The sequence below is a fragment of the Polaribacter sp. Hel1_33_96 genome (assembly GCF_002846595.1).
GTDB lineage: Bacteria > Bacteroidota > Bacteroidia > Flavobacteriales > Flavobacteriaceae > Polaribacter.
The window spans coordinates 298473-325469 of sequence record NZ_PJMV01000001.1 but is presented as its reverse complement, the minus strand read 5'-3'; the positions used below and the strand labels follow the sequence as shown (position 1 = coordinate 325469).

Genomic DNA, 26997 nt, shown 5'->3' with positions numbered 1-26997 from the left:
ACTATATTAATAATTCCACATATCAATTTCTCTGTTTCTAATATCTTCTTTAATCTTATTTGCTTCTAAAAGTTGGAATAAAGAATTTCCACGAACATAATCTTCAATAGCTCTATTTCCGTAGATATTCTCTTCTCTTACAATTACAGCACTAAACCTTCTCGCATTTAATAAATGATCATAAGAAATAGGATGAGTTGCGTTTTTTGGATTAAAGACCTTTGCATCATGTAAAATTCCTCTCGCATTTGGAAAGAAAATCCAAAATAACTCATATAAATTTTCATCTTCTATATTTTCGACACCCAAAGTCTGAACATCTTTTCCCATTGGTGCTAGAGCCAGCAATCTATATTTCATTTCTCCTTGACGTTTATCAAAATACCACATCCCTTTTAACATGTATCCTTCTACATCTTGAGTTTGAATTCTAAATGTATCTTTATATCCATTTTCATCACGAATATTTACTAAACGTGTATCTATTTCATCTTGGGTAATTTTAGAGGTAAAAAAAGAATCTGTATATGCCTCCTTAATTTTACCATGTTTAATCCCTTTAATGAGTGTATCAAACAAAGATCTTCTATCTGAAGAAATATTGGTTGTATCAATTGGAAAATAATAAGGTAAATTTATTTTTTGATTTAAATCTACAAATTCCCAAACAACTTTAGACCACATGATATCTCTATCGTCCACATATCCATAAGGGATTGGGCCATCATTATCAGCAACTAATTGTTGTTCATTTTTCTTTCCTATTTGACTTACAGATTTAGAATTTAATAAATTGGCTTGAGCCTTTACTAAACCGGAAGTAATCAAAATGAAAACTAGTATTAAAAAATTTCTAACCATAATCTAATTTTTTATTCTAATTAGTTAATTCTATATTAACTGGTAAAACTTGTTTGAGCTTGTATGAGTTACCAATAATAGAAGCTTTAATATCATAAATATTAATAATATCTCCTCTTTTAGCTTTTGATAATTTTTGTTTGGCAGCTGCACTTAATCTTGATCCATTAACAATGATCGTTAGTTGACCTGGTACTTTTATTTTAAAACTATTCACTTTTAATTTTAAATCGAACATAAAGTCTGGTAAACCAGCACTTATGGGAGCATTAGCTAAACCTGATTTTGGCATTCTTACAGTTCCAAATTGATTACGAACAGAACCCATTGCTGCTGGTATGTCTTTAATTCTAAATGTTGCTTTAGAATTTACAGTTTTACCACTACTTAATTTTGCACTCACATTAACCACAGCCGTGCTTGATGGTCCAGGCCTCATCATATAAGCTGATCCATTTTTAGATAATTTACCACCCGTTGCAGAAACTGAAATATTATTAGCTCCAACTCCTGGTAAAGAAACTGAAATTGGGTTATCTAAACCTCTATAAACAACATTCATCTTATCAGCAGAAACTACGGCACTACTAGGCTCAGCTATTACGCTATATTTGCTTTCAAAATCAACAGGAACTTCTACTCCGTTTTCTGTAAAATAAATCGTCCCTTTAATTGATTTCTCTCCAACATTACCAGCAGGAAAGTCCAAAATTACTTGACCATCCTTAACATTCTTTGTAGCATCTTTACCATTAAGCAAGACTTTATTAGGAACTAACGTGGCATCGTAACGTCCTAAAACGACTTCACCTGTAACTCTTTCACCTGCAAAATAAGCTGTTTTCTTTAAACTAACAATACCTTCATAATTCGTCAATGATAGAGCTTCCTCCATTTTACCTCCTAATAAATCTGTAACGATATCAGCTTCTGAATTTTTAATATCAGCTTGCATTTGCGTAAGATTTGTTAAGGAAGCTACTAAAGGAAATCCTTCATATCTAGCCTTTAACCATTTTTGTGTTTTCTTTCCACCCCTATTAACATCATCTGTGTTAAATCTTTTATTAATTACTGGAGTAAACTTACTATCAGAACCTAATGTATTTACTAAGCTTGTTCTAAAACCATTAATTTTATCCAAAAAATCTTGACCTTCAGATGTATAACCATCTCCCTTAAAGAAATAAGCATCTAAAAAATCAGTTTTATCCATCGCTTCATAATCCGATTTGTTCTCAATATCAGCTGCCATTTTTAATTTTAATTCATCTAAATATGAATAAAAGTCAGCTGAAAATTTCTTTATTTCATTCGCTTGCTCGTTAAGCTTCCCAAATTTTTCTTTTTGTTCTTTCGCTTTTGTTGCTAAATTAGCATATGCTTCATTATTTTTATCTGTTGTTGAAGCGTTATTTACAGTTAGTTTTTCATTCATAAAACCAAAAGCTGATAATACTTCTTTACTCATATTCATTGCTAACATCGCAATAAATACAAGATACATTAAGTTAATCATCTTTTGTCTTGCAGACAATTTTCCTCCAGCCATTTTTTAATTAGTTTTTAATAAGTTATACATTTCTTTGAACTAATTATTTGCTAGACATTGCAGAAAGCATTCCTCCATAAACACCGTTAAGAGAAGAAAGGTTATTTGCTAAAGACTCCATTTGTTCTTTTAATCTCTCTGTATTTTCCACAACAGCAGTATTTAACTCTGCTTGTTTATTAGAGTTTTCCAACTGTACTGCATACAAACCGTTTAACGATTCCATTTGAACAGCGGCTAATGACACTTGTTCATTATACTTATTTGTTGATGAGATAGATTCTGCAGCAGCAGATAATCCTTCTGCAGCTCCTTGAAAGTTCTTCATACTAGTTCCTAAGCTTTCCATTAAAGCCCCATCAATTTTTGCCTCTTGCAATAAATTATCTAATTTTTGAGATAGAATACCATCAGCCCCTAATTTATCCTCTGAAGAAAAACCCTCAGCGCCTAATTCTGGATATACTTTTGTCCAATCAAAATCATCCTCAGGGGTATCAAAAGCAGAAACTGCAAAAACACCAGCTTCCACTAACAAACCAATAGTTAACATTAATCCTCCTGAAATTTCAAATATACCAAGGTCTAAACTAATATGCTGAATTTTAAACAAAGCTCCAACTATTACTACTGCTGCTCCCATTCCGTATACGAAATTCATTACTTTTTTATAAGATCTTGATTGTGCCATTTTTTTTTAAAATTATATTGTTGTTTTTATTTTAACTTATTTATTTGAAGTCCCCAAGTAGTTTTGAACCGTTCTAAAACCAATGTAACTTCTTGCTGTGTCTGCATATTCATAATCTCTAGAAGCCACTTCTAGATAATATGCTACATCTTTCCAAGATCCTCCTCTAATAATTTTTCTCTTGTTTTTTCTATCTTCTACATTAGGGTTCATTGTTGAGGCCATATAGTAAGATGATAAATTGTACGCCGTATTTGTCCATTCAGAAACATTCCCAGCCATATTATACAAACCGTAATCATTCGCATTAAATGACTTTGCTTCCATAGTATATAAAGCTCCGTCTACAGAATAATTACCCCTTACAGGTTTAAAGTTCGCTAAGAAACACCCTCTATCACTCGTTGCGCTCCCTGTCCCCCAAGGATAGGTAGCAAATTCTAACCCCCCTCTTGCCGCATACTCCCATTCTGCTTCTGTAGGTAATCTAAAATCTGGCACTTTTGTTGTATTTTTTCTTCCTCTTAAATAATCATTTTTCTTTTTGGTCCTCCAATTACAGAAAGCATTTGCTTGGCCCCAAGAAACACCCACTACTGGATAATCTCCATAAGATTGATGATAAAAATAATCTTGATGCATTGGATCATTATAAGAATAATTAAAATCTTTTACCCAAACAGTTGTATCAGGATAAATATTTAAAACTTCAGATTCAACAAAATCTTTTCTTTTACCACCTTTTCTAGCAGCATTATCTCTATCAAACCACGAATATTTATAGTTTAATAATTTTGTTTTAAAAGTTCTTAGACCGTCTACAGCGTCCTCTTTGCTTATGTATACAGAATCCATCACTTCAACATAATCTACATCTGGAAAATCTTCTTTTTTCCAAATAAGTTCTTCATCCCAATTTAAAGGTTGAATTGTATCAAAGCTATAGTAATTGTCATACATGTACTTTTGATAAGCAGATGCATCTGCCGTATCTGCCGCCTTAAATGCGTAATTTTGAATTCCTCCTGAAGGTCCATCACCGTTGGCATCTGGCGTTGCGCCTAAAGCGGCAAATTCTGCTTGAACTGCTAGTTTAGTTCTTACCACTGAATCTCTTACCCACCTTACAAACTCTTTGTACTCATTATTGGTTACTTCAGTTTCATCCATATAGTAAGGCCGAACAGTAACTGTCTTTGTTGGAGTATTTAAAGTACCTAAAATATCTTGATCTTGCTTCCCCATTGTAAAAGAGCCTCCCGGAATTTTAGCCATTCCGTAAGGTTTTTCTGAAAACCATTTTTTCTTAGATTTCACACCTACTAATTCTCCTCTATCATTAGAACCACAACTGTAAAAAACGGTTATTAAAAGTGCAAATATTGCTGCTTTCTTCATATTATATTTTGTCTTTACTAAAAGTTCGTAAACCTATTATTTTTTTTGCTAAAATACAATCTTGAAACCACATTTTAACGTATTGTTTTTTATTATATGATCACACTACAACATCTTTCTCATTGCTTTATACCATCTTTCAGGTATAATTTGCTTTGTAGCTTCTGTGTAATCTTTGAATGTACATGGTATTAACGCATGCCTTTTATATTTATTATCTGATAAAATATTTATCTCTATCCACCAACGTCCAGTTTTGTTGCTTTTGTAAAAAATTAGTGGGTCATCGTTTTCCATTAAAACCGTAAACTTTTGATAATTTTCTTTTCCAGAAAAAGGATAGTCTTTTACCCTGAAATTAACACCTTCAATAAAATACCAAATCATCTGAGCGATTAAATTAGCCGTTTGATGATTGTTATCGTATTTAGAATTGTACTCATAAATTCCGAAAGAAGTAACTTTATCACTAATTCCTGCATACCTAGAAATAGCACAAATTTCTTCACCGTAAAAACCATTCGGAGAAGCGTTATTGTTTGCAGGAGCTTCACTTTGTCTTATCGCGCCAATATCTATAGATACAATATCAGCATTCCTAAAAGCAGGTTCGATATTTTCTAATTCTTTTGCCTTTCCAAGTCTATAAGAGTCAAAAAATAAATTATCTAACAATTCAATTTCTTCTTGGGCATTGAAATATGTTTGATAACCAACATTACTGTAATTAAACAAGTTACTTGGTTCTTGCATAATTACTTTACTTAAATAAGATTGTGATGTTAAATCATCCTCTAAATTACCCAAATCAAAACGACTATCTACGGCAGTAATATTAACAGTTTGCTCTAAAGAATCATAAGCTCTATAATTCACATAGGTAATATCTTGTCCTCCACCAATTATAATTGGTATGATATTTTTTCTTAATAAGTATGTTATTAATTCAGAAACCGCAAAATAAGTATCTGTAACAGAATTTCCTTTTGGGACATTTCCTAGGTCTGCAATTTCTGTTTGCCAATTTCCCGGAAATAATTGGTATAATTTATTTCGAATAAACTGCAAGTCTTCTCCACAACCAAAATTATTTTCTGAGTTTCTATCTTCTTCAACCCCAAAAATGGCTAGTTGTACATTCTCTAAATCAGGAAAACCTTCTTGCTTAGAATGAATTCTAATTTTCTTACCCAAACACGAAAATGACTGCGTTACTAGATGCGCTAAAACAGCTTCTTTTACAGGGGATAAAAAATGTTGGTTCATCAATTTTTTTTAATAGATGCTACAATATATAAAATACTTACTTCTTTTTTGTTGTTTTTTTAGCAGGTGTTTTTCTTTTTGCTACTTTTTTCTTTGGAGTTTTAGCCTCAATCATTTTAATAGCCTCAGCCTTAGAAAGTTTTTCTATTTTTGTTGTTTTCGGTAACTCTATTTTGATTTTTCCTTTTAAAACATTAAACCTACCCCACCTTGCTTTTTCTACACGAATACCAACATCTTCCCAATTATGAATAACTTTATCTATTTCTTTCTGTTTTTTAACTTCAATTAACTCAATAATATCATCATCAGACAGCGTATCAAAATCGTACTTTTTACTTACGTTAATAAATATAGAATTCCATTTTATAAAGGGTCCAAAACGTCCAACGCCTTTTTGCACAGGTAATTCTTCATAAAAATAAATTGGTGCATCTGCTTTTTGTTTTGCCACAATTAATTCTTCAGCCCTTGGCAAATCAACCTCCATTGGGTTTTCTCTTTTTTCTAGAGAAACAAACATAGCTCCAAACCTAATATAGGGTCCAAAACGTCCGTTAGAGACAATTACTTCTTCACCTTCATAAGTTCCTAAAGTCTTTGGAAGCAAAAATAATTCTAATGCTTCTTCCATAGAAATTGTTCCTAAATTCTGATCTTTGTTTAGACTTGCAAATTGCTTTTCTTCGTCTTCCGGTGCACCAATTTGCGCAATTGGCCCAAATTTACCTAAACGCACTAAAACGGTTTTTCCAGATTCTGGGTGTTTTCCTAAAATACGCTCTCCACTTTCTCTCTCAGCATTTTCTTTAACGTCTTCTACATTATCATGGAATTTGGTATAAAAGCTCTTAATCATTTCTATCCAATCTTCATCCCCTTCTGAAATATCATCAAAAGAAGATTCTACTTTCGCAGTAAACCCGAAATCTAAAATATTAGAAAAATTTGCTACTAAAAAGTCATTTACAATATTCCCAATATCTGTAGGAATTAATTTATTTTTATTTGAACCTGTTTTTTCTGTCAAAGTTTGACTCTTAACAGTTCCGGCAGATAAAATCATCTGCTCATAATTTCTTTCTATGCCTTCATTATCACCTTTTTCAACATAACCTCTTCTTTGAACAGTAGAAATTGTTGGCGCATACGTAGAAGGTCTTCCAATTCCTAACTCTTCCAATTGTTTTACTAAAGATGCTTCTGTAAAACGGTAAGGCGGACTCGTAAATCTTTGTGTTGCATTTATAAAAGTATACTCTAAATTTTCACCAACTTTTAACGTTGGCAGCATTCCCGCTTGTTCTTCATCTTCATTATCATTTCCTTCTAAGTATACCTTTAAGAAACCTTCAAACTTTATCATTTCACCATTTGCAGTGAAGATTTTAGAGTTTTCAGAATTCTCAATTTTCATATTAGTTCTCTCTAACAAAGCATCACTCATTTGAGAAGCTAACGTTCTTTTCCAAATTAAATCATACAATCTATTTTGGTCATATTCAGTATCTACGGTATGCATTTTCATATTCGTAGGACGAATTGCCTCATGCGCTTCTTGGGCACCTTTAGACTTCGTCTTAAAAACACGCTGTTTACTGTACTCTTTACCGTAATAATTTGTAATTTCTTCTTCAGCAGCATTTCTTGCATCCACAGATAAATTTAAGCTATCTGTTCTCATATAGGTAATTAAACCTGCTTCGTATAAACGTTGTGCAACTTGCATTGTTTTTGCAACAGGAAAACCTAATTTTCTAGATGCTTCTTGCTGTAACGTTGAAGTTGTAAATGGTGCTGCTGGTGATTTCTTTGCTGGTTTTTTAGTTAAATCTGCTATTGAAAAGTCAGCATTTGAACATGATTTCAAGAAATTTTCAGCATCTTTTTTAGATTCAAAATTCTTTGGAATCGTTGCTTTAAAAGTTTTTCCTTCTTTATTAGAAAATTCTGCAACTACTTTGTAATGAGTTTCGGATGAAAATTCTTGAATACTTCTTTCTTTTTCCACAATTAAACGAACAGCAACAGATTGCACTCTTCCTGCAGATAACCCCCCTTTACTTTACGCCATAAAACTGGTGATAGTTCATACCCAACAAGTCTGTCTAAAACTCTACGAGCCTGCTGTGCATTTACCATATTGTAGTCTATCTCCCTTGGATTATCGACTGCTTTTAGAATAGCCTTCTTCGTTATTTCGTGAAAAACAATTCGTTTTGTATTTTCATTTTTTAAATCTAATTGCTCCTTTAAATGCCAAGCAATAGCCTCTCCTTCTCGATCTTCATCACTGGCTAACCAAACGGTATCTGCTTTTTTTGCTAAACCTTTAAGCTTTTTTACAACTGGTTTTTTATCATCAGAAATTATATATTTTGGGCTAAAATCTCCTTCTACATCTATTCCTAATTCTTTGGATGGTAAGTCCGCAATATGACCATAACTCGATTCTACTTGAAAATCTTTTCCAAGAAATTTTTCGATGGTTTTTGCTTTTGCTGGTGACTCTACAATTACTAAATTCTTTGCCATTTATCTTTATTTTATAGCTGAAACGCTCTAAAAACGCATTAATTTCGATTGCAAAAGTAGACAGTTTTTTGTAAAAAAAAATTATTTTGTCAATATATAGCAAACAATTAACAGAATTATGAATTTATTTTTTCTGCCAATTTGTCACAAAAATTCAAATTTGGTTGTATCTTTGCTCCGCTTTAACTACTTAATTGATAGATGGAAAACGTAGAAAAAATTATAGACGAAAAAATACAAGGAAAGGCACTTGTAACCGAAAATAAAAAACAAAACACTAAGAAACTATTTATAGAAAGCTATGGCTGCCAGATGAATATGAATGATAGTGAAATTGTCGCTGCTATTTTAGACAAAGAAGGCTACAACACAACTCAAATTCTTGAAGAAGCAGATTTAGTTTTAGTTAATACTTGCTCAATTAGGGAAAAAGCAGAAACCACAGTTCGCAAAAGATTACAAAAATATAATGCTGTAAAAAAAATAAACAAAAACATGAAGGTGGGCGTTTTAGGCTGTATGGCTGAACGTTTAAAAGAAAAGTTTTTAGAGGAAGAAAAAATAGTTGACTTAGTTATTGGCCCAGATGCATACAAGGATTTACCAAACTTACTATCAGAAGTGTATGAAGGCAGAGATGCTGTAAATGTACTTCTATCTAAAGAAGAAACGTACGGAGATATTTCTCCTGTAAGACTAAATTCTAACGGAGTTACAGCATTTGTTTCTATTACAAGAGGTTGTGACAATATGTGTACTTTTTGTGTGGTTCCATTTACGCGCGGTCGTGAAAGAAGTAGAGATCCAAAAAGTATTTTAGAAGAAATTAAATCAATGGTGGATCAAAACTATAAAGAAATTACTCTTTTAGGTCAGAATGTAGATAGCTTTTTATGGTTTGGCGGTGGATTGAAAAAAGATTTTAAGAAAGCAACTGAAATGGCACAAGCAACTGCAGTTGATTTTGCACAATTATTAGACATGTGTGCTACTAAATTCCCAAAAACACGTTTTCGTTTTTCTACTTCCAATCCTCAAGACATGAGTTTAGATGTAATTTACACGATGGCAAAACACAAAAACATTTGCAAATACCTTCACTTACCTGTTCAGAGCGGAAGTAACGCTATGTTAAAGGCAATGAACAGACAACATACCCGTGAAGAATACAAAACTTTGGTTGACAATATTTTTAAAATTATTCCAGAAATGTCTTTATCACAGGATATGATTGTTGGTTTCTGTGGAGAAACGGAAGAGGACCATAAAGACACTTTAGAATTAATGGAATATGTTAAGTATGACTTCGGTTTTATGTTTGCTTATTCGGAAAGACCAGGAACTTTAGCTGGTAATAAAATGGATGATAATGTACCTCATGTTGTAAAAAAACGTCGTTTACAAGAAATAATCGACTTACAGCAAGAACATGCTTTATATAGAACACAACAACATTTAGGAAAAACAGAAGAGTTTTTAATTGAAGGAACTTCAAAGAAAAACCCAAATGAGTGGAAAGGAAGAAACACACAAAACACTGTTGCAGTTTTTGAAAAAGGAAACTATAAACTCGGTGATTTTGTGATGGTAAAAGTAGAAGATTGCACATCTGCAACCTTAAAAGGAACTGCTATTGGATATTCTGATAATAATTAAAGTCCATATCTAACTCTTCTCAAAAGAAAGAAAGCTGTTGTGACTTAAAAAAAATAAACCAAGAATGTTTTCCTCTTTCAGGAAACTAAAAGGGGCTAATTATGGAAAACTTACAAGTATTAAAACAACGTTTTGGAATCATCGGAAACGACATTCACCTCAACAGAGCTTTAGAAAAGGCTGTACGAGTTGCTCCGACTGATATTTCTGTATTGGTTACTGGTGAAAGTGGTGTTGGTAAAGAGAATATCCCTAAAATAATACACTCTCTATCACATAGAAAACATGCAAAATATATTGCTGTAAACTGTGGCGCAATTCCTGAAGGAACGATTGATAGTGAATTGTTTGGACACGAAAAAGGCTCTTTTACCGGCGCAATTCAAGACCGAAAGGGATATTTTGAAGTTGCTGATGGAGGAACTATTTTTTTAGATGAAGTTGGTGAATTGCCTTTAACCACACAAGTACGTTTGTTGCGTGTTTTAGAAAATGGTGAATTCATAAAAGTAGGTTCATCGAAAGTGTTAAAAACAGATGTGAGAATTGTAGCAGCTACTAATATGCATATGCAGTCTGCGATTCAAAAAGAAAAATTTAGAGAAGATTTATATTACCGATTAAGCACTGTAGAAATCCATCTACCTCCCCTAAGAGAGCGTAATGATGATATCCATTTACTGTTTAGAAAATTTGCTTCAGATTTTGCTCAAAAATACAGAATGCCTTCTATTAGATTGGATGAAAATGCTATTAGTATTTTGCTCAACTATCGTTTTCCTGGAAATATTCGACAATTAAAAAATTTAGCCGAACAAATCTCTGTAATTGAAGAAGAAAGAATGGTTACTGCTTCTAAACTTCAGCAATACTTGCCTAATAACCATGGTAACTTGCCAGCCATTATTGACGGTAAAAAAGAAAATGATTTTTCAACTGAACGTGATATTATGTATAAAATCTTATTTGATATGCGTAATGATATCAACGATTTAAAGAAATTGACCTTAGACCTAATAAAGAATGGAAATGTAGAGGAAGTTCAAGAAGAACATCATCAATTAATTGAAAAGATGTATGAAAACAAGGACACACCGAATAACAATGTTGAAGTATTAAATATTCCTCAAAATTCACCTGCAGAAAAAGATTATGATTTTATTGAGACTATTGAAGAAGATGAATCTTTATCTTTACAAGAGAAAGAGATTGAAATGATTAAAAAATCTTTAGAAAAAAATAGCAATAAACGTAAATTAGCAGCTAAAGAATTGGGTATTTCTGAAAGAACTTTATATAGAAAAATTAAACAATACGATTTATAGAAAGAAAATGAAAACTTTAGAAATAAAAAATATTAGAAAAGGTTCAGGTTACTAACATCTTCTTATTTTTTGGAAGTTAATTATCTTTACCTCCCATTTCAATGAAAAATACATATTAATAATGAATTTGAAGAAAATTATTTTATCATTACTAATAACTCTAACCTTAATTAGTTGCGGGGCATACTCTTTTACAGGAGGAAATACAGGAGAAGCAAAAACCATTCAAATCGATTTTTTCCCAAATCAAGCACCTTTAGTAGAACCTGTTTTAACACAACGTTTTACTAATGATTTGCAGGATTTATTTACACGTCAAACAAATTTAACCCTTACAAACTCTAACGGTGACTTACATTTTAGTGGAGAAATTACGGGCTACAGAGTTACACCTATGAGTGGAACATCAGCTCAAACGGCAGCTCAAAACAGATTAACTGTTACCATAAATGTTCGTTTTATAAATAAATTAGAAGAAAAGGATGACTTTGAAAAATCATTTTCTTTTTACTCAGACTTTGAAGCGAATTCTCAACTTACAGGAAGTGTTTTAGAAAATGCTTTAGATGAAATTGTAGAACGTATTACACAAGATGTATTTAATGCTTCTGTTGCAAAATGGTAGATTCTAAAAAGAAAGATTTAATTGAAAAGATACAGTCTATTGAGCAACTAGAAACTGCTGAATTAAAAACTGTTATTGATACGTTTCCTTATTTTCAAAATGCAAGAGCTTTGTATTTAAAAGGATTAAAAAATCAAGATAGTTTTAAATATAATAATGAATTAAAAATAACAGCAGCATTTACAACAGACAGAACTGTATTATTTGATTACATAACGTCAAAAAAGTTTAATACTCAAAAAGAAGACATTCACCAACACATAAAAGAAATAACCTCTCGGGAAAAACCACACAAAACATCAATAAAAGAAATAACTAAACAAATTTCAAAACCAACCGCAAAAAATGAAGAAAAACTAGAAATTGGAAAGCCTATTTCTTTTACTAATTCAGAAAATTATTCTTTTAATCAATGGCTACAACTATCTGCTAAAAAACCTATTACAAGAAAAAAAGATTTAAAAAATGAATCACAAAAAAAAGTTGAACTCATAGAGAAGTTTATTCAAAAAAATCCAAAAATACAACCTATTTCAAAAGACAGAAATATTTCTATTCTTACCACGCAAGAGAAACAAGATTCTTCTTTAATGACAGAAACTTTGGCTAAAGTTTATTTAGAGCAAAATAAATATGAAAACGCAATACAAGCTTACAGAATTTTAAGTTTGAAATATCCAGAAAAAAGTGGTTTCTTTGCAAACCAAATTAAAAGAATACAAATTTTACAAAATTATAAATCATGAGTTATACAGCCTTTTTAATACTAATTCTAGTTGTAGCTATTGCTTTAATCCTAATAGTGATGGTACAAAACCCTAAAGGTGGAGGATTATCCTCTTCTTTTGGAGGCGGTGGAGCACAATCTTTAGGAGGTGTGCAAAACACAAATAATTTCTTAGACAGAACAACTTGGACATTGGCAATTGCAATGTTTGCTTTAATTTTATTAGCAAATTTCGCAATCCCGAGAGCAGGTGATAATAATGTTAATTTAAATAATACTTTAGAAGGAATTGAAACAACTACGCCAGTAGAAAACACAGTTCCTACTTCAAATGACAGTATTAAGTAATCTTATCTATAAAATATAAAAATGCCAACGAAAATGACACGTTGGCATTTTTTTTTGCATAATTTTTGGCAATAAAATCAATCAAGGAAAAATTGTCAGTTATAATTTGTTGGCATAATTTCTGACCATAGTAAAAAATAATTTAATCAATCAAAAATCATAAAAAATGGGATTAAACATTAAACCTTTAGCAGATAGAGTTCTTGTGGAGCCTATGCCTGCAGAAACAAAAACAGCATCTGGATTAATTATACCAGACAACGCAAAAGAAAAGCCTCAAAAAGGAACTGTTGTTGCCATAGGAAATGGTAAAGTTGATGAGCCTTTAACTGTAAAAATTGGCGATACTGTTTTATATGGTAAATATGGTGGAACTGATTTAAAATTAGAAGGTGTAGATTATTTAATGATGCGTGAATCTGATATTTTAGCAATCATCTAAATAGCTATTCGCTTTTAGTCTGAGCGAAATTATATTTTAAAATTAATAATAAAATATTTTAGCTAAACACAAGTTGTCAAAAGCTAAAAATTAAAAATTAAAAACAATGGCAAAAGATATAAAATTTGATATTGAAGCAAGAGACGGATTAAAACGAGGAGTCGATGCTTTAGCGAATGCAGTAAAAGTAACATTAGGACCTAAAGGAAGAAACGTAATTATTTCTAAATCTTTTGGTGCACCAACAGTAACAAAAGATGGAGTTTCGGTTGCAAAAGAAGTTGAGTTAGAAAACGAGCTTGAAAACATGGGAGCGCAAATGGTAAAAGAAGTTGCTTCTAAAACAAATGATTTAGCTGGTGATGGAACAACAACTGCAACTATACTTGCACAAGCAATTGTAAAAGAAGGATTAAAAAATGTTGCTGCCGGTGCAAATCCTATGGATTTAAAGCGTGGTATTGACAAAGCAGTTTTAGCAATTGTTTTAGACTTGGAAAAACAAGCTAAAAAAGTTGGTAATTCATCAGAAAAAATAAAACAAGTTGCTGCTATCTCTGCAAATAATGATAACACTATTGGCGAACTAATCGCTACTGCTTTTACCAAAGTAGGTAAAGAAGGTGTTATTACAGTAGAAGAAGCTAAAGGAATGGAAACTTATGTAGATGTTGTTGAAGGAATGCAATTTGATAGAGGTTATTTATCTCCTTATTTTGTTACTGATGCAGATAAAATGATTGTTGATTTAGAAAACCCATATATCTTATTATTTGATAAAAAGATTTCTAATTTACAAGAGATTCTTCCAATTTTAGAACCTGTTTCACAATCTGGAAGACCTTTATTAATTATCGCTGAAGATGTAGATGGACAAGCATTAGCAACTTTAGTCGTAAATAAATTACGTGGTGGATTAAAAATTGCTGCTGTTAAAGCCCCTGGTTTTGGAGACAGAAGAAAAGCAATGTTAGAGGATATAGCTATTTTAACTGGAGGAACTGTTATTTCTGAAGAAAGAGGATTTTCATTAGAAAACGCAACCTTAGATCTTTTAGGAACGGCAGAAACTATCACCGTTGATAAAGACAATACAACAATTGTAAATGGCTCTGGAAATGCTGATAATATTCAAGTACGAGTTAGTCAAATTAAAGCTCAAATAGAAACTACCACTTCCGATTATGACAAAGAAAAACTACAAGAACGTTTAGCTAAATTAGCTGGAGGAGTTGCAGTTTTATATGTTGGTGCTGCTTCTGAAGTAGAAATGAAAGAAAAGAAAGATAGAGTTGATGATGCTTTAAATGCAACCAGAGCGGCTGTTGAAGAAGGTATTGTTGCTGGTGGTGGTGTTGCTTTAGTGCGTGCTAAAAAAGTATTAGAAAAAATTATTACTGAAAACTTAGACGAAACCACAGGTGTTCAAATTATTAATAAAGCTATCGAAGCTCCATTACGAACTATTATTGAAAATGCTGGAGGTGAGGGATCGGTAGTCTTAAATAAAGTTTTAGAAGGTAAAAAAGACTTTGGTTACGATGCTAAATCTGATAAATATGTAGATATGTTAGAGGTTGGAATTATAGATCCTAAAAAAGTAACACGTGTTGCACTAGAAAATGCTGCTTCTGTTGCCGGTATGATTTTAACTACTGAATGTGCTCTAGTTAATATTAAAGAAGAATCTGCTGCTGGTGGAATGCCTCCAATGGGTGGTGGAATGCCAGGAATGATGTAATGATGAAATGATGAAATTAATATTGATAACTGTTTGTTCTCTTTGTGTGAACTGATAGCAATGTAAAAAAATCCGTTGGAATTAATTTCTAACGGATTTTTTATTGATATTCTGTTTTAAAATTATCGTAGAAATAAGTTGCTCTGACATAGGTTTTATCACCATTATCATTTAGTCTATAACTTTTTCTACTTTGATTAAAAATAAAATCAGTAGTTGTATCGAATGTAATATTTTCCACAAAACTAGTATGGTCTTGAAGTATCACTTTATTCGCAATCATTTGGAAAGTTTTTACATCAAAATAATAAAACCATTTATCTGATTTTTCTGTATCATTTGCATACGCAACTTTGATTTCATAAACTTTTTTATTTTCTAAATTGGTAATCCCTAAATAGGTTAGTTTTGTTTTTTCGTTTAAAAAATTAAAGGGTTGGCTAATTACATAAAGAGCAGCGTTAAAACTATTTTTAGATTTATATAATTCTTCTGGATTCGTAATCAAAGAGTCATTTACAAATTTTACAACTTCCTCTTTTTCATAGAATATTGAGTTCCTTTTATACGCTGATTCCCAAGTTATTTTTCCTTTTAAATCTGGATAGAACCTAAATTCTTGATGTTGTTTTATAACAGACTCTATTGAACCGTCTTTTAAAAACAAAGAGACCTTTTTATCAAAACTTAATGTTTTGAGAGAATTCCAATTTTTGAGACCCCCATGTTTCTCGATTGAATTCGCTACAATCATTTCAGCAGAAAGTTGCTTTTTTAGACAATTCACAAAAACAAAAACAGTAAAAAGACAAACAATTAGTGTTTTCAGACGGAAATTGATCATTTATTCAGTTTTCTTTTTCTGTTTTTTGATACTCCCTTCATGATCTAATATAATTTCTTCATCTCTGTATTTACAACAGGGATGCACAGAACTATATGCTTCTTCACTAGCCACAAACCCTTTAGAATCATGGCCTACCGCAGCAATGTTTTTTTGAATTTTTTTCACATCCGTTTTGCGTTCATCCAAGATTACACTTAATTGATGCGTTTTTACACTCCAAATTGCAAATTTTACTCCTTTAGATTTTAAAGCTGCAGTTTCAATTCTCTTTTTACACATTCCACAAATACCATCAACCTCAAAAGAAACTTTAGCATTTTTTTTCTTTTTCACTTCTTGCGATTGCCCTGAGAAACCAATCATTAGAAAACTAAATATGAATATTATATTTTTCATTCTATTGTTATTTTTAATGCTTTACTTAAAATTACTGTATCCGTTACTTTATTTTAAATCTTAAACCCGCATAGAATGTACGGCCAAAAATAGGTGCATAAACAATTGTAGTATCGAAATTTGAACCAAAAGGATCATCACTTGCTAAAATAGGATTTTTTTGCTGAACATTCGTTAAGTTTTCTCCCCCTAGATACAATTCAAACCTATTTGAAAACACTCTTGTAATTTGTGAGTTCAACAATTGATAAGAGTCAATAGATTCAGGTAATTGATATTGAACGGGGTTTATTGATGTATTAGGTAAACGTTGTTTCCCTATAATATTAAATGTCGCATCAAATCGCCATTGTTTCTCATTCTCCAATTCAGTTTCGTAAGATAGATTTGCGAAAAATCTATTTTGAGGTTGCATAGGTTTTTGCAAATTACCACGTCTGTAATCCGTGGTAATATCAAAATATTTGTAGGCTGTTCTTAAATTGAAGTTTTTAGCTAAATTATAACTTGCCTCAACTTGAAAACTATTTGCAATACTTCTTCCATCTAAATCATAAAATGCTATTTCCTGCGGATTTTCCCAATCTACAATTACTTGATTTTGAAAATTGGTCTGATAAAAATCAAATGTAATATCTCCTTTTTTTCCAAATAAATTGAACTTTTGCATGTAAGAAACTCCATAATTCCAAGCAATTTCAGGATTTAATCCATAGATATTTCCACCAACATCATCAATATTAATTTGTCTTGAACTTGCAAATAATTGCTGATTTTCCGCAAAAATATTCGCACTTCGTTTCCCTCTTCCTACAGATGCTCTAAACACACCTTTTTCCCAAGGAACATATCTTACATGCAAACGAGGTGTTAAAAAGATCCCCAATAAATTATGCGTGTCAATTCGTAAGCCTCCAGTAACACTAAAGTTGTCTAAATTATCAAAAGCATATTCAAAAAATGCGCCTAAAGAATTTTCATTTCTATTGAAGTTTGATGTGTTTACCAATTCATCAAATTTATCATACGTAAAAGACAAACCTGTTTTAAATTTGTTTCTAGTATCCCCAATAATAGAGTTAAAAATCAAGTTAGAATATACACTCTGATGCTGAATATCATAGGCATTCAAACCAAAATAAGAATCTTGTTGATGATTGCTATACGCCATTTGAAAACCAATACTTTGAAAAGGTAATTCAGGAAAAACATACCCTAATTTTGCAGATGTATCAAAACGCCTTGTATCTATCTCACTCCCCCAATTATTCGCAGTTCCTTTATCTATTAACGGATTAAATTCAATCTCTCCCGTTTGTTTCTCATCATTTAAAAAACGAACATTTATAAAACTAACCCAACCTTTTTCTGCATCTGTAAATTGCCACCTATTCATTACATTAATTTGGTTCGCTAAGGGCATATCGATAAAGTTATCATCGTTTTTATCAAATTTTTGCCCTCTATAGTTTCCATGAATGTATAAACCTGTCTGCCATTTCTTAGAAACTCTTTGGTTAAAGTGCGTATTCAATTCCAATCTTCCGTTAAGAGAAGAATAGGTATTTAAAAAGAATTTATTATCAGAAAAAGGTTTTACCAATTCTGCGTTTATTTGTCCAGAAATACTTTCAAATCCATTCACTACAGAACCTGCGCCTTTACTAATTTGAATACTTTCGACCCAAGTACCTGGTGTAAATGTCATCCCAAAAACTTGACTCGCTCCTCTTACCGAAGGAATATTTTCTTGCGTAATTAATAAATATGGACTTGTTAAACCTAACATCTGAATTTGTCTAGTTCCAGTTAAAGCATCCGAAAAACTGACATCTATCGAAGGGTTTGTTTCAAAACTTTCGGCCAAGTTGCAGCAAGCTGCTTTTAATAATTCCTCGCTATTCACTGTAAACATATTTACCGTTGAAAATGTAGATTTTTGAACTGCATTTCTTTTACTCTTTATTGTAATTTCTTCTAACTCACTTTGGGGTGTTATAAAATGATGAAGTGGCTCTAAATTTCTAATTGTAACAGTATCTGTTTTATACCCTAAATAACTAATCACTAATTTTTTATATTCAGTTTTATAAGAAATTGCAAACCAACCTTTTGCATTCGTTACTGCTCCCACATTTGTATTTAACCAATGAACGCTTGCTCCGTCTACTCCTAAATTAGCTTTTGAGTTATTCCTATCCATAATCATACCTCTAAACGTCACTTGAGAAAAGAGTATGCATGGTATAAATAGTATTAAACTATTTAAAATATATTTTTTCATTTGGTATTGATTTTAGTTAATAACAAGACTTTTAATCACTTTGAAGAGTGATATTTAAATGTTAATAAAAATCAGATTAAAAATGTTTGATAAGATACCTGATGATTTTCATAAATCTCTGGAGGAGGAAAGTCTTTTAAAACTATTTTTTCTGATTGAGATTCAGAAAAATTATCTTTGTGAGAAAACAGAAAAGTTGTTAAGAATTGTTGATTTTTAAAAGAAATTTCATCAAAATTAGTTAATTTAAGTTCGTCTTGACCTTCAATTTTTTGAACTTCATCTTTGCAACAATTTTTCTTCTTGATTTTTGATGTTGTGTCCATTTTCATTCCACAACATTCGGTTTCACCAGTAAAAGAAACTTCAATTAAAAAATCTCCACAATAATGAGAATCCACCGTAAAAGAAAAAGTAGAGATTAGCACCAAAAATGCCAATAAAAAAGATGATATTTTAACTAAAAATTCTTTCATTTAATAACCACAAAATTACAATAAGATATTCTAACTTTGTGTTAAATATTTTATTTCAATCTTATGCTCATGAATTCGCAAAGAAAAATAGATTCCATTATGGCTAAAACCTCGTCTAAAGAAGAAAAACTACAAGGTATTTGTGATTTTTTGGAAAGTGAGGTTTCATATTATGATTGGGTTGGTTTTTATTTTAAAAACGGAAATAAAAACGAATTAAAATTAGCACAATTTACTGGCGAAGAAACAGAACACACCATTATCCCTTTTGGAAAAGGAATTTGTGGGCAAGTTGCTCTAAGCAATGAAAATTTTGTAGTTCAAGATGTTTCTCAACAAGACAATTATATTTCTTGTGGCTGGAAGGTGAAATCAGAAATTGTTATTCCTATTTTTGTAGATGGAGAAAATATTGGCCAAATTGATATTGATTCTCATACAGCAAATACATTTACAAAAGAAGATGAACAGCTTTTAGAATATGTTTGTAAAAAGGTAGCTGCTATTTTGTAAACTATTGTTAATTACTCTGCTTATTTGTTACTATCTTTTTATTGTGATTCTTTCGATGTTTATGTAGTTTTGTGTGCTTAACAACACAACAAAAAATGAGCACTTCAAAAACAATTAAATCGGCATTAATTTCTGTATTCAACAAAGATGGCTTAGCACCTATTGTACAAAAATTAAATGAGCTAAATGTAACTATTTATTCAACTGGTGGAACTGAAAAATTTATAAAAGAATTAGGTATAAATGTAGTTCCTGTAGAAGAGATAACGTCTTATCCTTCAATTTTAGGAGGAAGAGTAAAAACATTACATCCAAAAGTTTTCGGAGGAATTTTAAACAGACAAGATCATCAAGGAGATGTTGCTGAAATGCAGGAATATAACATTCCTCAATTAGATTTAGTTATTGTTGATTTATATCCTTTTGAAAAGACAGTTGCCTCTGGAGCTCCTGAAAAGGACATTGTAGAGAAAATTGACATTGGAGGGATTTCTTTAATTAGAGCCTCTGCAAAGAATTTCAAAGACACTTTTACTGTTTCTTCTATGGATCAGTATGAAGAGTTTTTATCAATTCTCTCCGAAAATAAAGGAGAAACATCTATTGAGCAGAGAAAGAAATTTGCTGCAAAATCTTTCAATATTTCTTCACATTATGATACTGCAATCTTCAATTATTTTAATGAAGATGAAGTTGTTTTTAAAGCAAGTCAACAAAATTCTAAAACATTACGTTATGGAGAAAACCCTCATCAAAAAGGATATTTCTTTGGAGATTTAGACGCAATATTTGATCAAGTACATGGGAAAGAGTTAAGTTATAATAATTTACTAGATTTAGATGCAGCCGTAAACTTAATGGACGAGTTTAAAGATGAAGCTCCATCTTTTGCAATTTTAAAACATAATAACGCTTGTGGTTTTGCGCAAAGAGAAAATATGAAACAAGCATATGTAGATGCTTTAGCTGGAGATCCTGTTTCTGCTTTTGGTGGTGTATTAATTGCCAACTCAGAAATTGATGCTGAAACTGCAAGAGAAATTCACAAATTATTTTGTGAAGTTGTTATTGCACCTAGTTATTCTGATGAAGCTTTACCTATCCTCAAAGGAAAAAAGAATAGAATTATTTTAATTCAGAAAGAAGTTGAATTACCAAATCAAATCGTAAGAACCTCTTTAAATGGATTATTGGTCCAAGACAAAGATAATATTACAGATAAATTAACGGATTTGAGTTATGCAACTAACAATAAACCAACTGAAAGTGAATTAGGAGACTTACTATTTGCCTCTAAACTATGTAAAAACACAAAATCTAATACAATTGTTTTGGTGAAAAATAAACAATTATTAGCAAGTGGAGCGGGACAAACAAGCAGAGTTGATGCATTAAACCAAGCCATTGAAAAAGCTATTAATTTTGGTTTCGATTTAAATGGTGCTGCAATGGCTAGTGATGCCTTTTTCCCTTTTCCCGATTGTGTAGAAATTGCAGATAAGGCTGGTATTAAAAGTGTAATTCAACCTGGAGGATCTATCAAAGATCAATTAAGTATAGACTATTGTAATGACAATAAATTATCTATGGTTATGACTGGAACAAGACATTTTAAACATTAATTAATTTAATCTTAATTACAGATTAAATTTACTAAATTTGTGAGAGTAGTTTAAACCAACAAGAAAAATATTTTATGGGTTTTTTTGATTTTATGACTGAAGATATTGCAATCGATTTAGGGACTGCAAATACATTAATAATTCACAATGGAAAAGTGGTTATTGATAGCCCTTCTATTGTTGCTAGAAACAGAATTACAGGTAAAATTATTGCCATCGGTCAAGAAGCAAATTTAATGCAAGGAAAAACTCATGAAAATATTAAAACAATCCGTCCATTAAAAGACGGAGTTATCGCAGATTTTCAGGCATCGGAAGAAATGATTAAGGAGTTTGTAAAGCAAATTCCATCCATTAAAAAGAAATTATTTCCACCAGCATTAAGAATGGTTATTTGTATTCCATCAGGAATTACAGAAGTTGAAAAACGAGCTGTTAGAGATTCTGCAAAGCACATGAATGCTAAAGAAATTTATTTAATTTATGAGCCAATGGCTGCTGCAATTGGTGTTGGTATTGATATTATGGAACCAAAAGGAAACATGATTATTGATATAGGTGGTGGAACAACAGAAATTGCTGTAATTGCTTTAGGTGGTATTGTTTGTGATCAATCTGTAAAAGTTGCTGGAGATTTATTTACTAATGACATTATGTATTACATGCGCACTCAACACAATTTACATGTCGGTGAAACAACTGCAGAAAGAATTAAAATTACAATTGGTGCTGCTACTGAAGATTTAGATACACCTCCAGATGAAATGCTAGTTCAGGGTAGAGATTTATTAAGCGGTAAGCCAAAACAGGTGCAAGTTTCTTATCGCGAAATTGCCAAAGCCTTAGATAAATCTATCTTACGAATTGAAGATGCCGTTATGGAAACCTTATCCAAAACTCCGCCAGAATTAGCCGCAGACATTTACAATACAGGAATTTATTTAGCCGGTGGTGGATCTATGTTAAGAGGCTTAGACAAACGTCTATCTCGTAAAACTGATTTACCCGTATATGTTACTGAAGACCCTTTAAGGGCTGTTGTTCGTGGCACAGGAGTGGCTTTAAAAGAACTAAACAAATATAAAAATGTACTAATGAATTAGTTTTTTTGAAGTTCTAACAATGCAACAACTTATCTATTTTTTTCAGAAGTTTAAGTATTTTCTGTTTTTTTTATTGTTAGAATTTATTGCGTTATTATTTACATTTAATAATCTTAATTTCCATAAAAGCAAATTTGTAAATTCTGCAAATGCTATAACAGGAGGCTTGTATTCACAAACTAAAAACATCTCGGAATATTGGAGTTTAAAGCCTAAAAACAAACTTCTCGCTCAAGAAAATGCAAGATTAAAAAATCTATTAGAAAAAACCGTTTCTATAAATTTAATAAAAGATTCCACCATAATAGATTCTATAAGATATCAGCAAAAATTTACATTTACCACAGCCAAAATAATAAATAATAATTACTCTAAAACATTTAATTTCTTAACCCTTAACAAGGGCAAAAACTCGGGGATTAAAAGAGAGATGGCCGTTATTAATAGTAAAGGTATTATTGGTATTACTGACAATAGTTCTAGTCGTTATTCAAGAGTTCAATCTATTCTAAATAGAAACAGTAAAATTAATGCACGCTTAAAAAACAGCAATTATTTTGGTACTTTAAGTTGGAACGGAAAAGATTATAACATTGTTCAACTTTCTGATTTGCCAAGACAGGCACCTTTAAAAATTGGAGACACCATTGAAACTGGCGGAAAATCAACTATTTTTCCTGAAGGGATTTTTATTGGCACTATTTCAAAAATTGATGAAGGAAATTCAGCAGATAATAAAGTAGATGTTGCTCTCTTTAATGATATGAGTAATTTAGAATATGTATATGTTATTAAAAATTATCATAAAGAAGAAATTAAATCATTAGAAGAACAAAATGAATAAACCATTGAATATGGTAACGTTATTTATATTCCTGCTTTTTTTGCAGGTTTTTGTGCTGAATAATATTTTGTTTTTAGATTCTATAAACCCATATTTATACATAGTTTTTGTATTTCTATATCCGCTAAAAACGAATAGAATTCCTTTTCTTTTTTATAGTTTTTTGTTAGGCCTTTTAGTTGATTTTTTTTCTGACTCCGGCGGAATTCATGCTTTTTCAATTTTATATATAGCCTATATTCGTTTATTTTTCATTAGAATTTATTTCAGAAAAGTAGCAACAGACTTTGCTTTTTTTAAATTAAAATCAGAATCTTTTGGAAAAGTTTTCAACTACGTTGTAACTTTAACAGTAATCCACCATCTTATCTACTTTACTTTTGCTAATTTTAGTTTTCAAAATTTATCTAATGTAATTTCAAACACGCTTTTTTCATGTGTTTTTACGTTAACTTTATACTTTTTAGGGACCTATCTTTTTACCAAAAACGAATAATGCATAGAAGTTTTTTACTATATTTTTTAATAACCCTAATTGGCTTTGTCTTTATTGGACGCTTATTTCAGCTTCAAATTATAAAAAGCGAAACCTACGACCCCATGCATAATGCAGCTGTAAAAATAGAATACGACTATCCAGAACGTGGTTATATTTATGACAGAAATGGAAAGCTATTGGTCGCAAACCAACTTTCATATGATGTTATGGTGCAGCCAAATCAAGTAAAATTATTAGATACTATAGAGTTTTGTAATCTCTTAAAAATAAATAGAACAGAATTTTTAAAAAGATATAAAAAAGCAGAAAAGTTCGCATCTTATTTACCATCTGTTTTTTTAAAACAACTAGCAAAAGAAGATTTTGCTTTCCTTCAAGAAAAGATGCACAAATACACAGGTTTTTATATTCAGAAAAGAATTATTAGAGATTACCCCATAAAAGCTGCTGCAAACGTTCTAGGTTATATTGGAGAAGTAAATGAAGAAAAAACCAAGAAAAATGACTACTATCAACCAGGAGAATTAGAAGGTAAAGATGGTGTAGAAAAACAATATGAAGACGTATTAAGAGGTAAGAAAGGGAAAAAATATTCACACAAAAATCGTTTTAACCGAGTTACAGGCTCTTACAAAAACGGAATTTATGACACCCTTTCTGAAAATGGAAAAGATTTAATACTAACCTTAGATATAGATCTTCAGCTCTATGCCCAGCAATTAATGAAAGGAAAACGTGGAGGAATTGTAGCTATAGAACCTTATACAGGCGAAATTTTAACCTTAGCTACTGCTCCTTCATACGACCCTAACATGCTGGTAGGTAGAAAACGTTCTAAAAATTCAGTATTATTATTTAATGACAAAGTCAGCAAACCAAGTTATGACAGAGGGTTACTAGCAGCATATCCTCCTGGATCTCCTTTTAAAATGATGAATGCCTTAATTGGTCTGCAGGAAAAAGTTATCTCTGAACAATCTTTTTTTAAATGTTATGGCGGCTACAGATATGGTAATAGACCCAATGAATTTATGAAATGTCATTGTGATATTTATGATAAACCAATAAGATTAAAAACGGCCCTTGCAAGATCTTGCAATAGTTATTTTTCAAATACATATAAGAGAATTGTTGAAAAAACGAATAATCCTTCTGAAGGATTAGATAACTGGAACGAACATATAACTAGTTTTGGATTAGGAAATTATTTAGGATATGATTTACCTGCAGGTCAAAAAGGATTGATTCCTAACGGAAAATATTATGACAATCGTTATAGATATACTTGGAATGCTTCTACTAATATTTCTAATTCAATTGGTCAAGGAGAAGTTTTAACAACACCTATTCAATTAGCTAATTTTACAGCAGCTATCGCTAATAAAGGTTATTTTTATACACCACACATTGTAAAAAAAATTGATTCAAAAATAATTGATAATCCTAAATATACCGTCAAAAAACAAACTACAATTAATAAAGAATATTTTACACCCGTTATTGAGGCTATGCATGAAGTTTTTAAAACGGGTACAGGAAGATGGAGTCAAGTAAAAGGCATCGAAATTTGTGGAAAAACAGGTACTGCAGAAAACTCAATAAAAATGGTAGATGGCATTAAAATTCAAGCAGAAGATCATTCTATTTTAGTCGCATTTGCACCAAAAGACAATCCAAAAATAGCATTGGCTGTTTTTGTAGAGAATGGAGGGTATGGATCTACGATCGCAGCTCCAATAGCAAGCTTACTCGTAGAAAAATATCTAAATGGAAGTATTTCTAAAGCAAACAAATACAGAGAATTGAATATATTGAATATGAGTTTACAAGAAATTTACAACAAGCAAACACCAAAATCTCAAGAAATTGCGTCAAGAACAAAATAATATTTTTGCAGGTATTGACTGGATTTTAGTGATTATATACATTACCTTGGTAAGCTTTGGATGGCTAAATATTTTTGCTGCATCGAAAACTGAAGAAAATATTGAATTATTGAGTTTTTCAACCAAATACGGAAAACAACTTATTTTCATCATCCTGAGTATACCTTTAATTATAATTATTCTATTCTTCAATGCAAAATTCTATGAAAAGTTCGCAAGTATCTTGTACTTTATTTCCATATTCTCATTAATCTTATTATTCCCCTTTGGCAAAGAAATTAACGGTGCCAAATCTTGGTTTAACTTTGGGGTTATGGGCTTACAACCCTCAGAATTTGCAAAAGCTTTTACGGCTTTAGCCGTTGCTAAATTATTAAGTGATAGACAATACAATTTAAAGCTAATTAAAAATCAAATAAAAGCTTTTATCATTGTCTTTTTCCCTGCATTTTTAATCATTTTGCAGCCAGATGCCGGCTCAGCACTTATCTATTTATCTTTCTTTTTTGTTTTAAATAGAGAGGGGCTAACGCTTAATTATCTTTTATTTGGTATTACCGTAATTACCTTATTTATATTAACAATATTTTTTGGAGCAAGTAAAATGTTTATTTCATTTCTCATACTAATCTCATTAATTGCAACCTATTTAACCTATAAAGGCGGAAAACTATTCTTTCGATTTAATTGGCATAAAATTCTTACCCTTTACCTTTTAGTTGCATTGATTATTTTTGGAACTGGGTATACATACAATAATATCTTCAAACAACATCATAGAGATCGTTTTGAGGTTTTATTAGGCCTGAAGGTGGATAATAAAAATATTGGATACAATTCTTATCAATCAGAATTAACTATAAGCTCAGGAGGTCTCTCAGGGAAAGGTTTTTTAAAAGGTGATATAACTCAAGGAGATTTTGTTCCAGAACAACACACAGATTATATTTTTAGCACGGTGGGCGAAGAATGGGGTTTTATTGGTAGTAGTTTTGTAATTATTCTCTTTATGTTACTGATGTTCAGAATTATTTATTTATCAGAAACACATTCAAATAAATTCGGAAGAATCTATGGTTATAGCTTAGCTTCTATCTTGTTCTTTCATGTTATTGTAAACATTGGTATGGTTATAGGCTTATTGCCCACAGTTGGAATCCCATTGCCGTTTTTCAGTTACGGAGGATCCTCTCTTTGGGGGTTTACAATCTTACTTTTTATATTTATTAGGTTAGATGCTCATAAAAACTACGATTGGTAATGAAAAATATTTTAGTTTTTAAAACTACTTATGAATCAATATAAATAAACCTAGAATCAATACTTTTTCTTCTTAAAACAAAAAAACTCTGAATTTTCA

Annotated in this window: 23 protein-coding genes and 1 pseudogene; 14 read left to right on the top strand and 10 right to left on the bottom strand. The window is 31.1% G+C overall.

The annotated features are described in order from the left end of the window. Window positions 1-6: 6 nt before the first annotated feature. The 6 genes and pseudogenes from gldN to topA form a co-directional block, all read right to left on the bottom strand. On the bottom strand, window positions 7-861 hold the full coding sequence (gene gldN, locus ATE90_RS01500) for a type IX secretion system protein PorN/GldN (RefSeq protein ID WP_101450643.1): 855 nt from the start codon (window positions 859-861) through the stop codon (window positions 7-9). 16 nt (window positions 862-877) lie between these two features. Then, on the bottom strand, window positions 878-2413 hold the full coding sequence (gldM, locus tag ATE90_RS01495; RefSeq protein ID WP_036783089.1) for a type IX secretion system protein PorM/GldM: 1536 nt from the start codon (window positions 2411-2413) through the stop codon (window positions 878-880). A gap of 43 nt (window positions 2414-2456) precedes the next feature. Continuing rightward, window positions 2457-3104, bottom strand: a complete 648-nt coding sequence (gldL, locus tag ATE90_RS01490) for a T9SS inner membrane protein PorL/GldL (RefSeq protein WP_036783086.1) — start codon at window positions 3102-3104, stop codon at window positions 2457-2459. A gap of 36 nt (window positions 3105-3140) precedes the next feature. Then, complete coding sequence (gldK, locus tag ATE90_RS01485) at window positions 3141-4502, bottom strand: type IX secretion system lipoprotein PorK/GldK (RefSeq protein WP_036783082.1); 1362 nt, start codon at window positions 4500-4502, stop codon at window positions 3141-3143. Window positions 4503-4607: 105 nt separating this feature from the next. Beyond that, complete coding sequence (locus ATE90_RS01480) at window positions 4608-5768, bottom strand: formimidoylglutamase (RefSeq protein WP_101450641.1); 1161 nt, start codon at window positions 5766-5768, stop codon at window positions 4608-4610. 37 nt (window positions 5769-5805) lie between these two features. Continuing rightward, window positions 5806-8303 (bottom strand): annotated as a pseudogene (gene topA, locus ATE90_RS01475) (type I DNA topoisomerase). Window positions 8304-8504: 201 nt separating this feature from the next. On the opposite strand from topA, the gene miaB reads away from it, so the two are divergent. From miaB to groL, 7 genes are all read left to right on the top strand, one after another. Beyond that, a complete protein-coding gene (miaB, locus tag ATE90_RS01470) occupies window positions 8505-9959 on the top strand; it encodes a tRNA (N6-isopentenyl adenosine(37)-C2)-methylthiotransferase MiaB (RefSeq protein ID WP_036783075.1) in 1455 nt (484 codons plus the stop codon). 101 nt (window positions 9960-10060) lie between these two features. Further along, window positions 10061-11284, top strand: a complete 1224-nt coding sequence (locus tag ATE90_RS01465; protein WP_036783073.1) for a sigma 54-interacting transcriptional regulator — start codon at window positions 10061-10063, stop codon at window positions 11282-11284. 121 nt (window positions 11285-11405) lie between these two features. Beyond that, window positions 11406-11909: an LptE family protein gene (locus ATE90_RS01460; RefSeq protein ID WP_036783070.1), complete on the top strand. Its 504-nt coding sequence runs from the start codon at window positions 11406-11408 to the stop codon at window positions 11907-11909. Further along, entirely contained in the window at window positions 11903-12655 is a 753-nt protein-coding gene (locus ATE90_RS01455) for a hypothetical protein (RefSeq protein WP_036783067.1), read from the top strand. Before ATE90_RS01460 ends, ATE90_RS01455 begins: the two co-directional genes overlap by 7 nt. Then, window positions 12652-12984, top strand: coding sequence for a preprotein translocase subunit SecG (gene secG / locus ATE90_RS01450; protein WP_036783064.1), 333 nt, complete (start codon window positions 12652-12654; stop codon window positions 12982-12984). The genes ATE90_RS01455 and secG overlap by 4 nt, the downstream gene beginning before the upstream one ends. Window positions 12985-13150: 166 nt before the next feature. Further along, window positions 13151-13426, top strand: coding sequence for a co-chaperone GroES (locus tag ATE90_RS01445; RefSeq protein WP_036783061.1), 276 nt, complete (start codon window positions 13151-13153; stop codon window positions 13424-13426). Between the two features lie 106 nt (window positions 13427-13532). Further along, window positions 13533-15167, top strand: coding sequence for a chaperonin GroEL (gene groL, locus ATE90_RS01440; RefSeq protein ID WP_036783059.1), 1635 nt, complete (start codon window positions 13533-13535; stop codon window positions 15165-15167). Window positions 15168-15267: 100 nt separating this feature from the next. On the opposite strand, the gene ATE90_RS01435 is transcribed toward groL, so the two are convergent. From ATE90_RS01435 to ATE90_RS01420, 4 genes are all read right to left on the bottom strand, one after another. Beyond that, window positions 15268-15921, bottom strand: coding sequence for a hypothetical protein (locus tag ATE90_RS01435; RefSeq protein ID WP_036783056.1), 654 nt, complete (start codon window positions 15919-15921; stop codon window positions 15268-15270). A gap of 90 nt (window positions 15922-16011) precedes the next feature. Continuing rightward, the gene (locus ATE90_RS01430; protein WP_036783054.1) at window positions 16012-16410 is read right to left on the bottom strand and encodes a heavy-metal-associated domain-containing protein; all 399 of its coding nucleotides are present in this window, start codon (window positions 16408-16410) and stop codon (window positions 16012-16014) included. A 43-nt stretch (window positions 16411-16453) separates the two neighbouring features. Further along, window positions 16454-18694 (bottom strand): TonB-dependent receptor, encoded by a 2241-nt coding sequence (locus tag ATE90_RS01425; RefSeq protein ID WP_036783051.1) that lies wholly within the window; start codon window positions 18692-18694, stop codon window positions 16454-16456. 71 nt (window positions 18695-18765) lie between these two features. Beyond that, a complete protein-coding gene (locus tag ATE90_RS01420; RefSeq protein WP_036783048.1) occupies window positions 18766-19170 on the bottom strand; it encodes an HYC_CC_PP family protein in 405 nt (134 codons plus the stop codon). Between the two features lie 69 nt (window positions 19171-19239). Here ATE90_RS01420 and ATE90_RS01415 point away from each other — a divergent pair, with 69 nt between their 5' ends. From ATE90_RS01415 to rodA, 7 genes are all read left to right on the top strand, one after another. Continuing rightward, a complete protein-coding gene (locus ATE90_RS01415) occupies window positions 19240-19683 on the top strand; it encodes a GAF domain-containing protein (protein ID WP_441339153.1) in 444 nt (147 codons plus the stop codon). 95 nt (window positions 19684-19778) lie between these two features. Continuing rightward, window positions 19779-21305: a bifunctional phosphoribosylaminoimidazolecarboxamide formyltransferase/IMP cyclohydrolase gene (gene purH / locus ATE90_RS01410; RefSeq protein ID WP_101450639.1), complete on the top strand. Its 1527-nt coding sequence runs from the start codon at window positions 19779-19781 to the stop codon at window positions 21303-21305. A gap of 74 nt (window positions 21306-21379) precedes the next feature. Continuing rightward, the gene (locus ATE90_RS01405; protein WP_036783039.1) at window positions 21380-22408 is read left to right on the top strand and encodes a rod shape-determining protein; all 1029 of its coding nucleotides are present in this window, start codon (window positions 21380-21382) and stop codon (window positions 22406-22408) included. Between the two features lie 19 nt (window positions 22409-22427). Then, complete coding sequence (mreC, locus tag ATE90_RS01400; protein ID WP_036783036.1) at window positions 22428-23252, top strand: rod shape-determining protein MreC; 825 nt, start codon at window positions 22428-22430, stop codon at window positions 23250-23252. After that, the gene (mreD, locus tag ATE90_RS01395) at window positions 23245-23748 is read left to right on the top strand and encodes a rod shape-determining protein MreD (protein ID WP_036783033.1); all 504 of its coding nucleotides are present in this window, start codon (window positions 23245-23247) and stop codon (window positions 23746-23748) included. The genes mreC and mreD overlap by 8 nt, the downstream gene beginning before the upstream one ends. Next, the gene (mrdA, locus tag ATE90_RS01390; RefSeq protein ID WP_036783030.1) at window positions 23748-25637 is read left to right on the top strand and encodes a penicillin-binding protein 2; all 1890 of its coding nucleotides are present in this window, start codon (window positions 23748-23750) and stop codon (window positions 25635-25637) included. The genes mreD and mrdA overlap by 1 nt, the downstream gene beginning before the upstream one ends. Next, complete coding sequence (gene rodA, locus ATE90_RS01385) at window positions 25618-26898, top strand: rod shape-determining protein RodA (RefSeq protein WP_036783027.1); 1281 nt, start codon at window positions 25618-25620, stop codon at window positions 26896-26898. The genes mrdA and rodA overlap by 20 nt, the downstream gene beginning before the upstream one ends. Window positions 26899-26997: the final 99 nt, after the last annotated feature.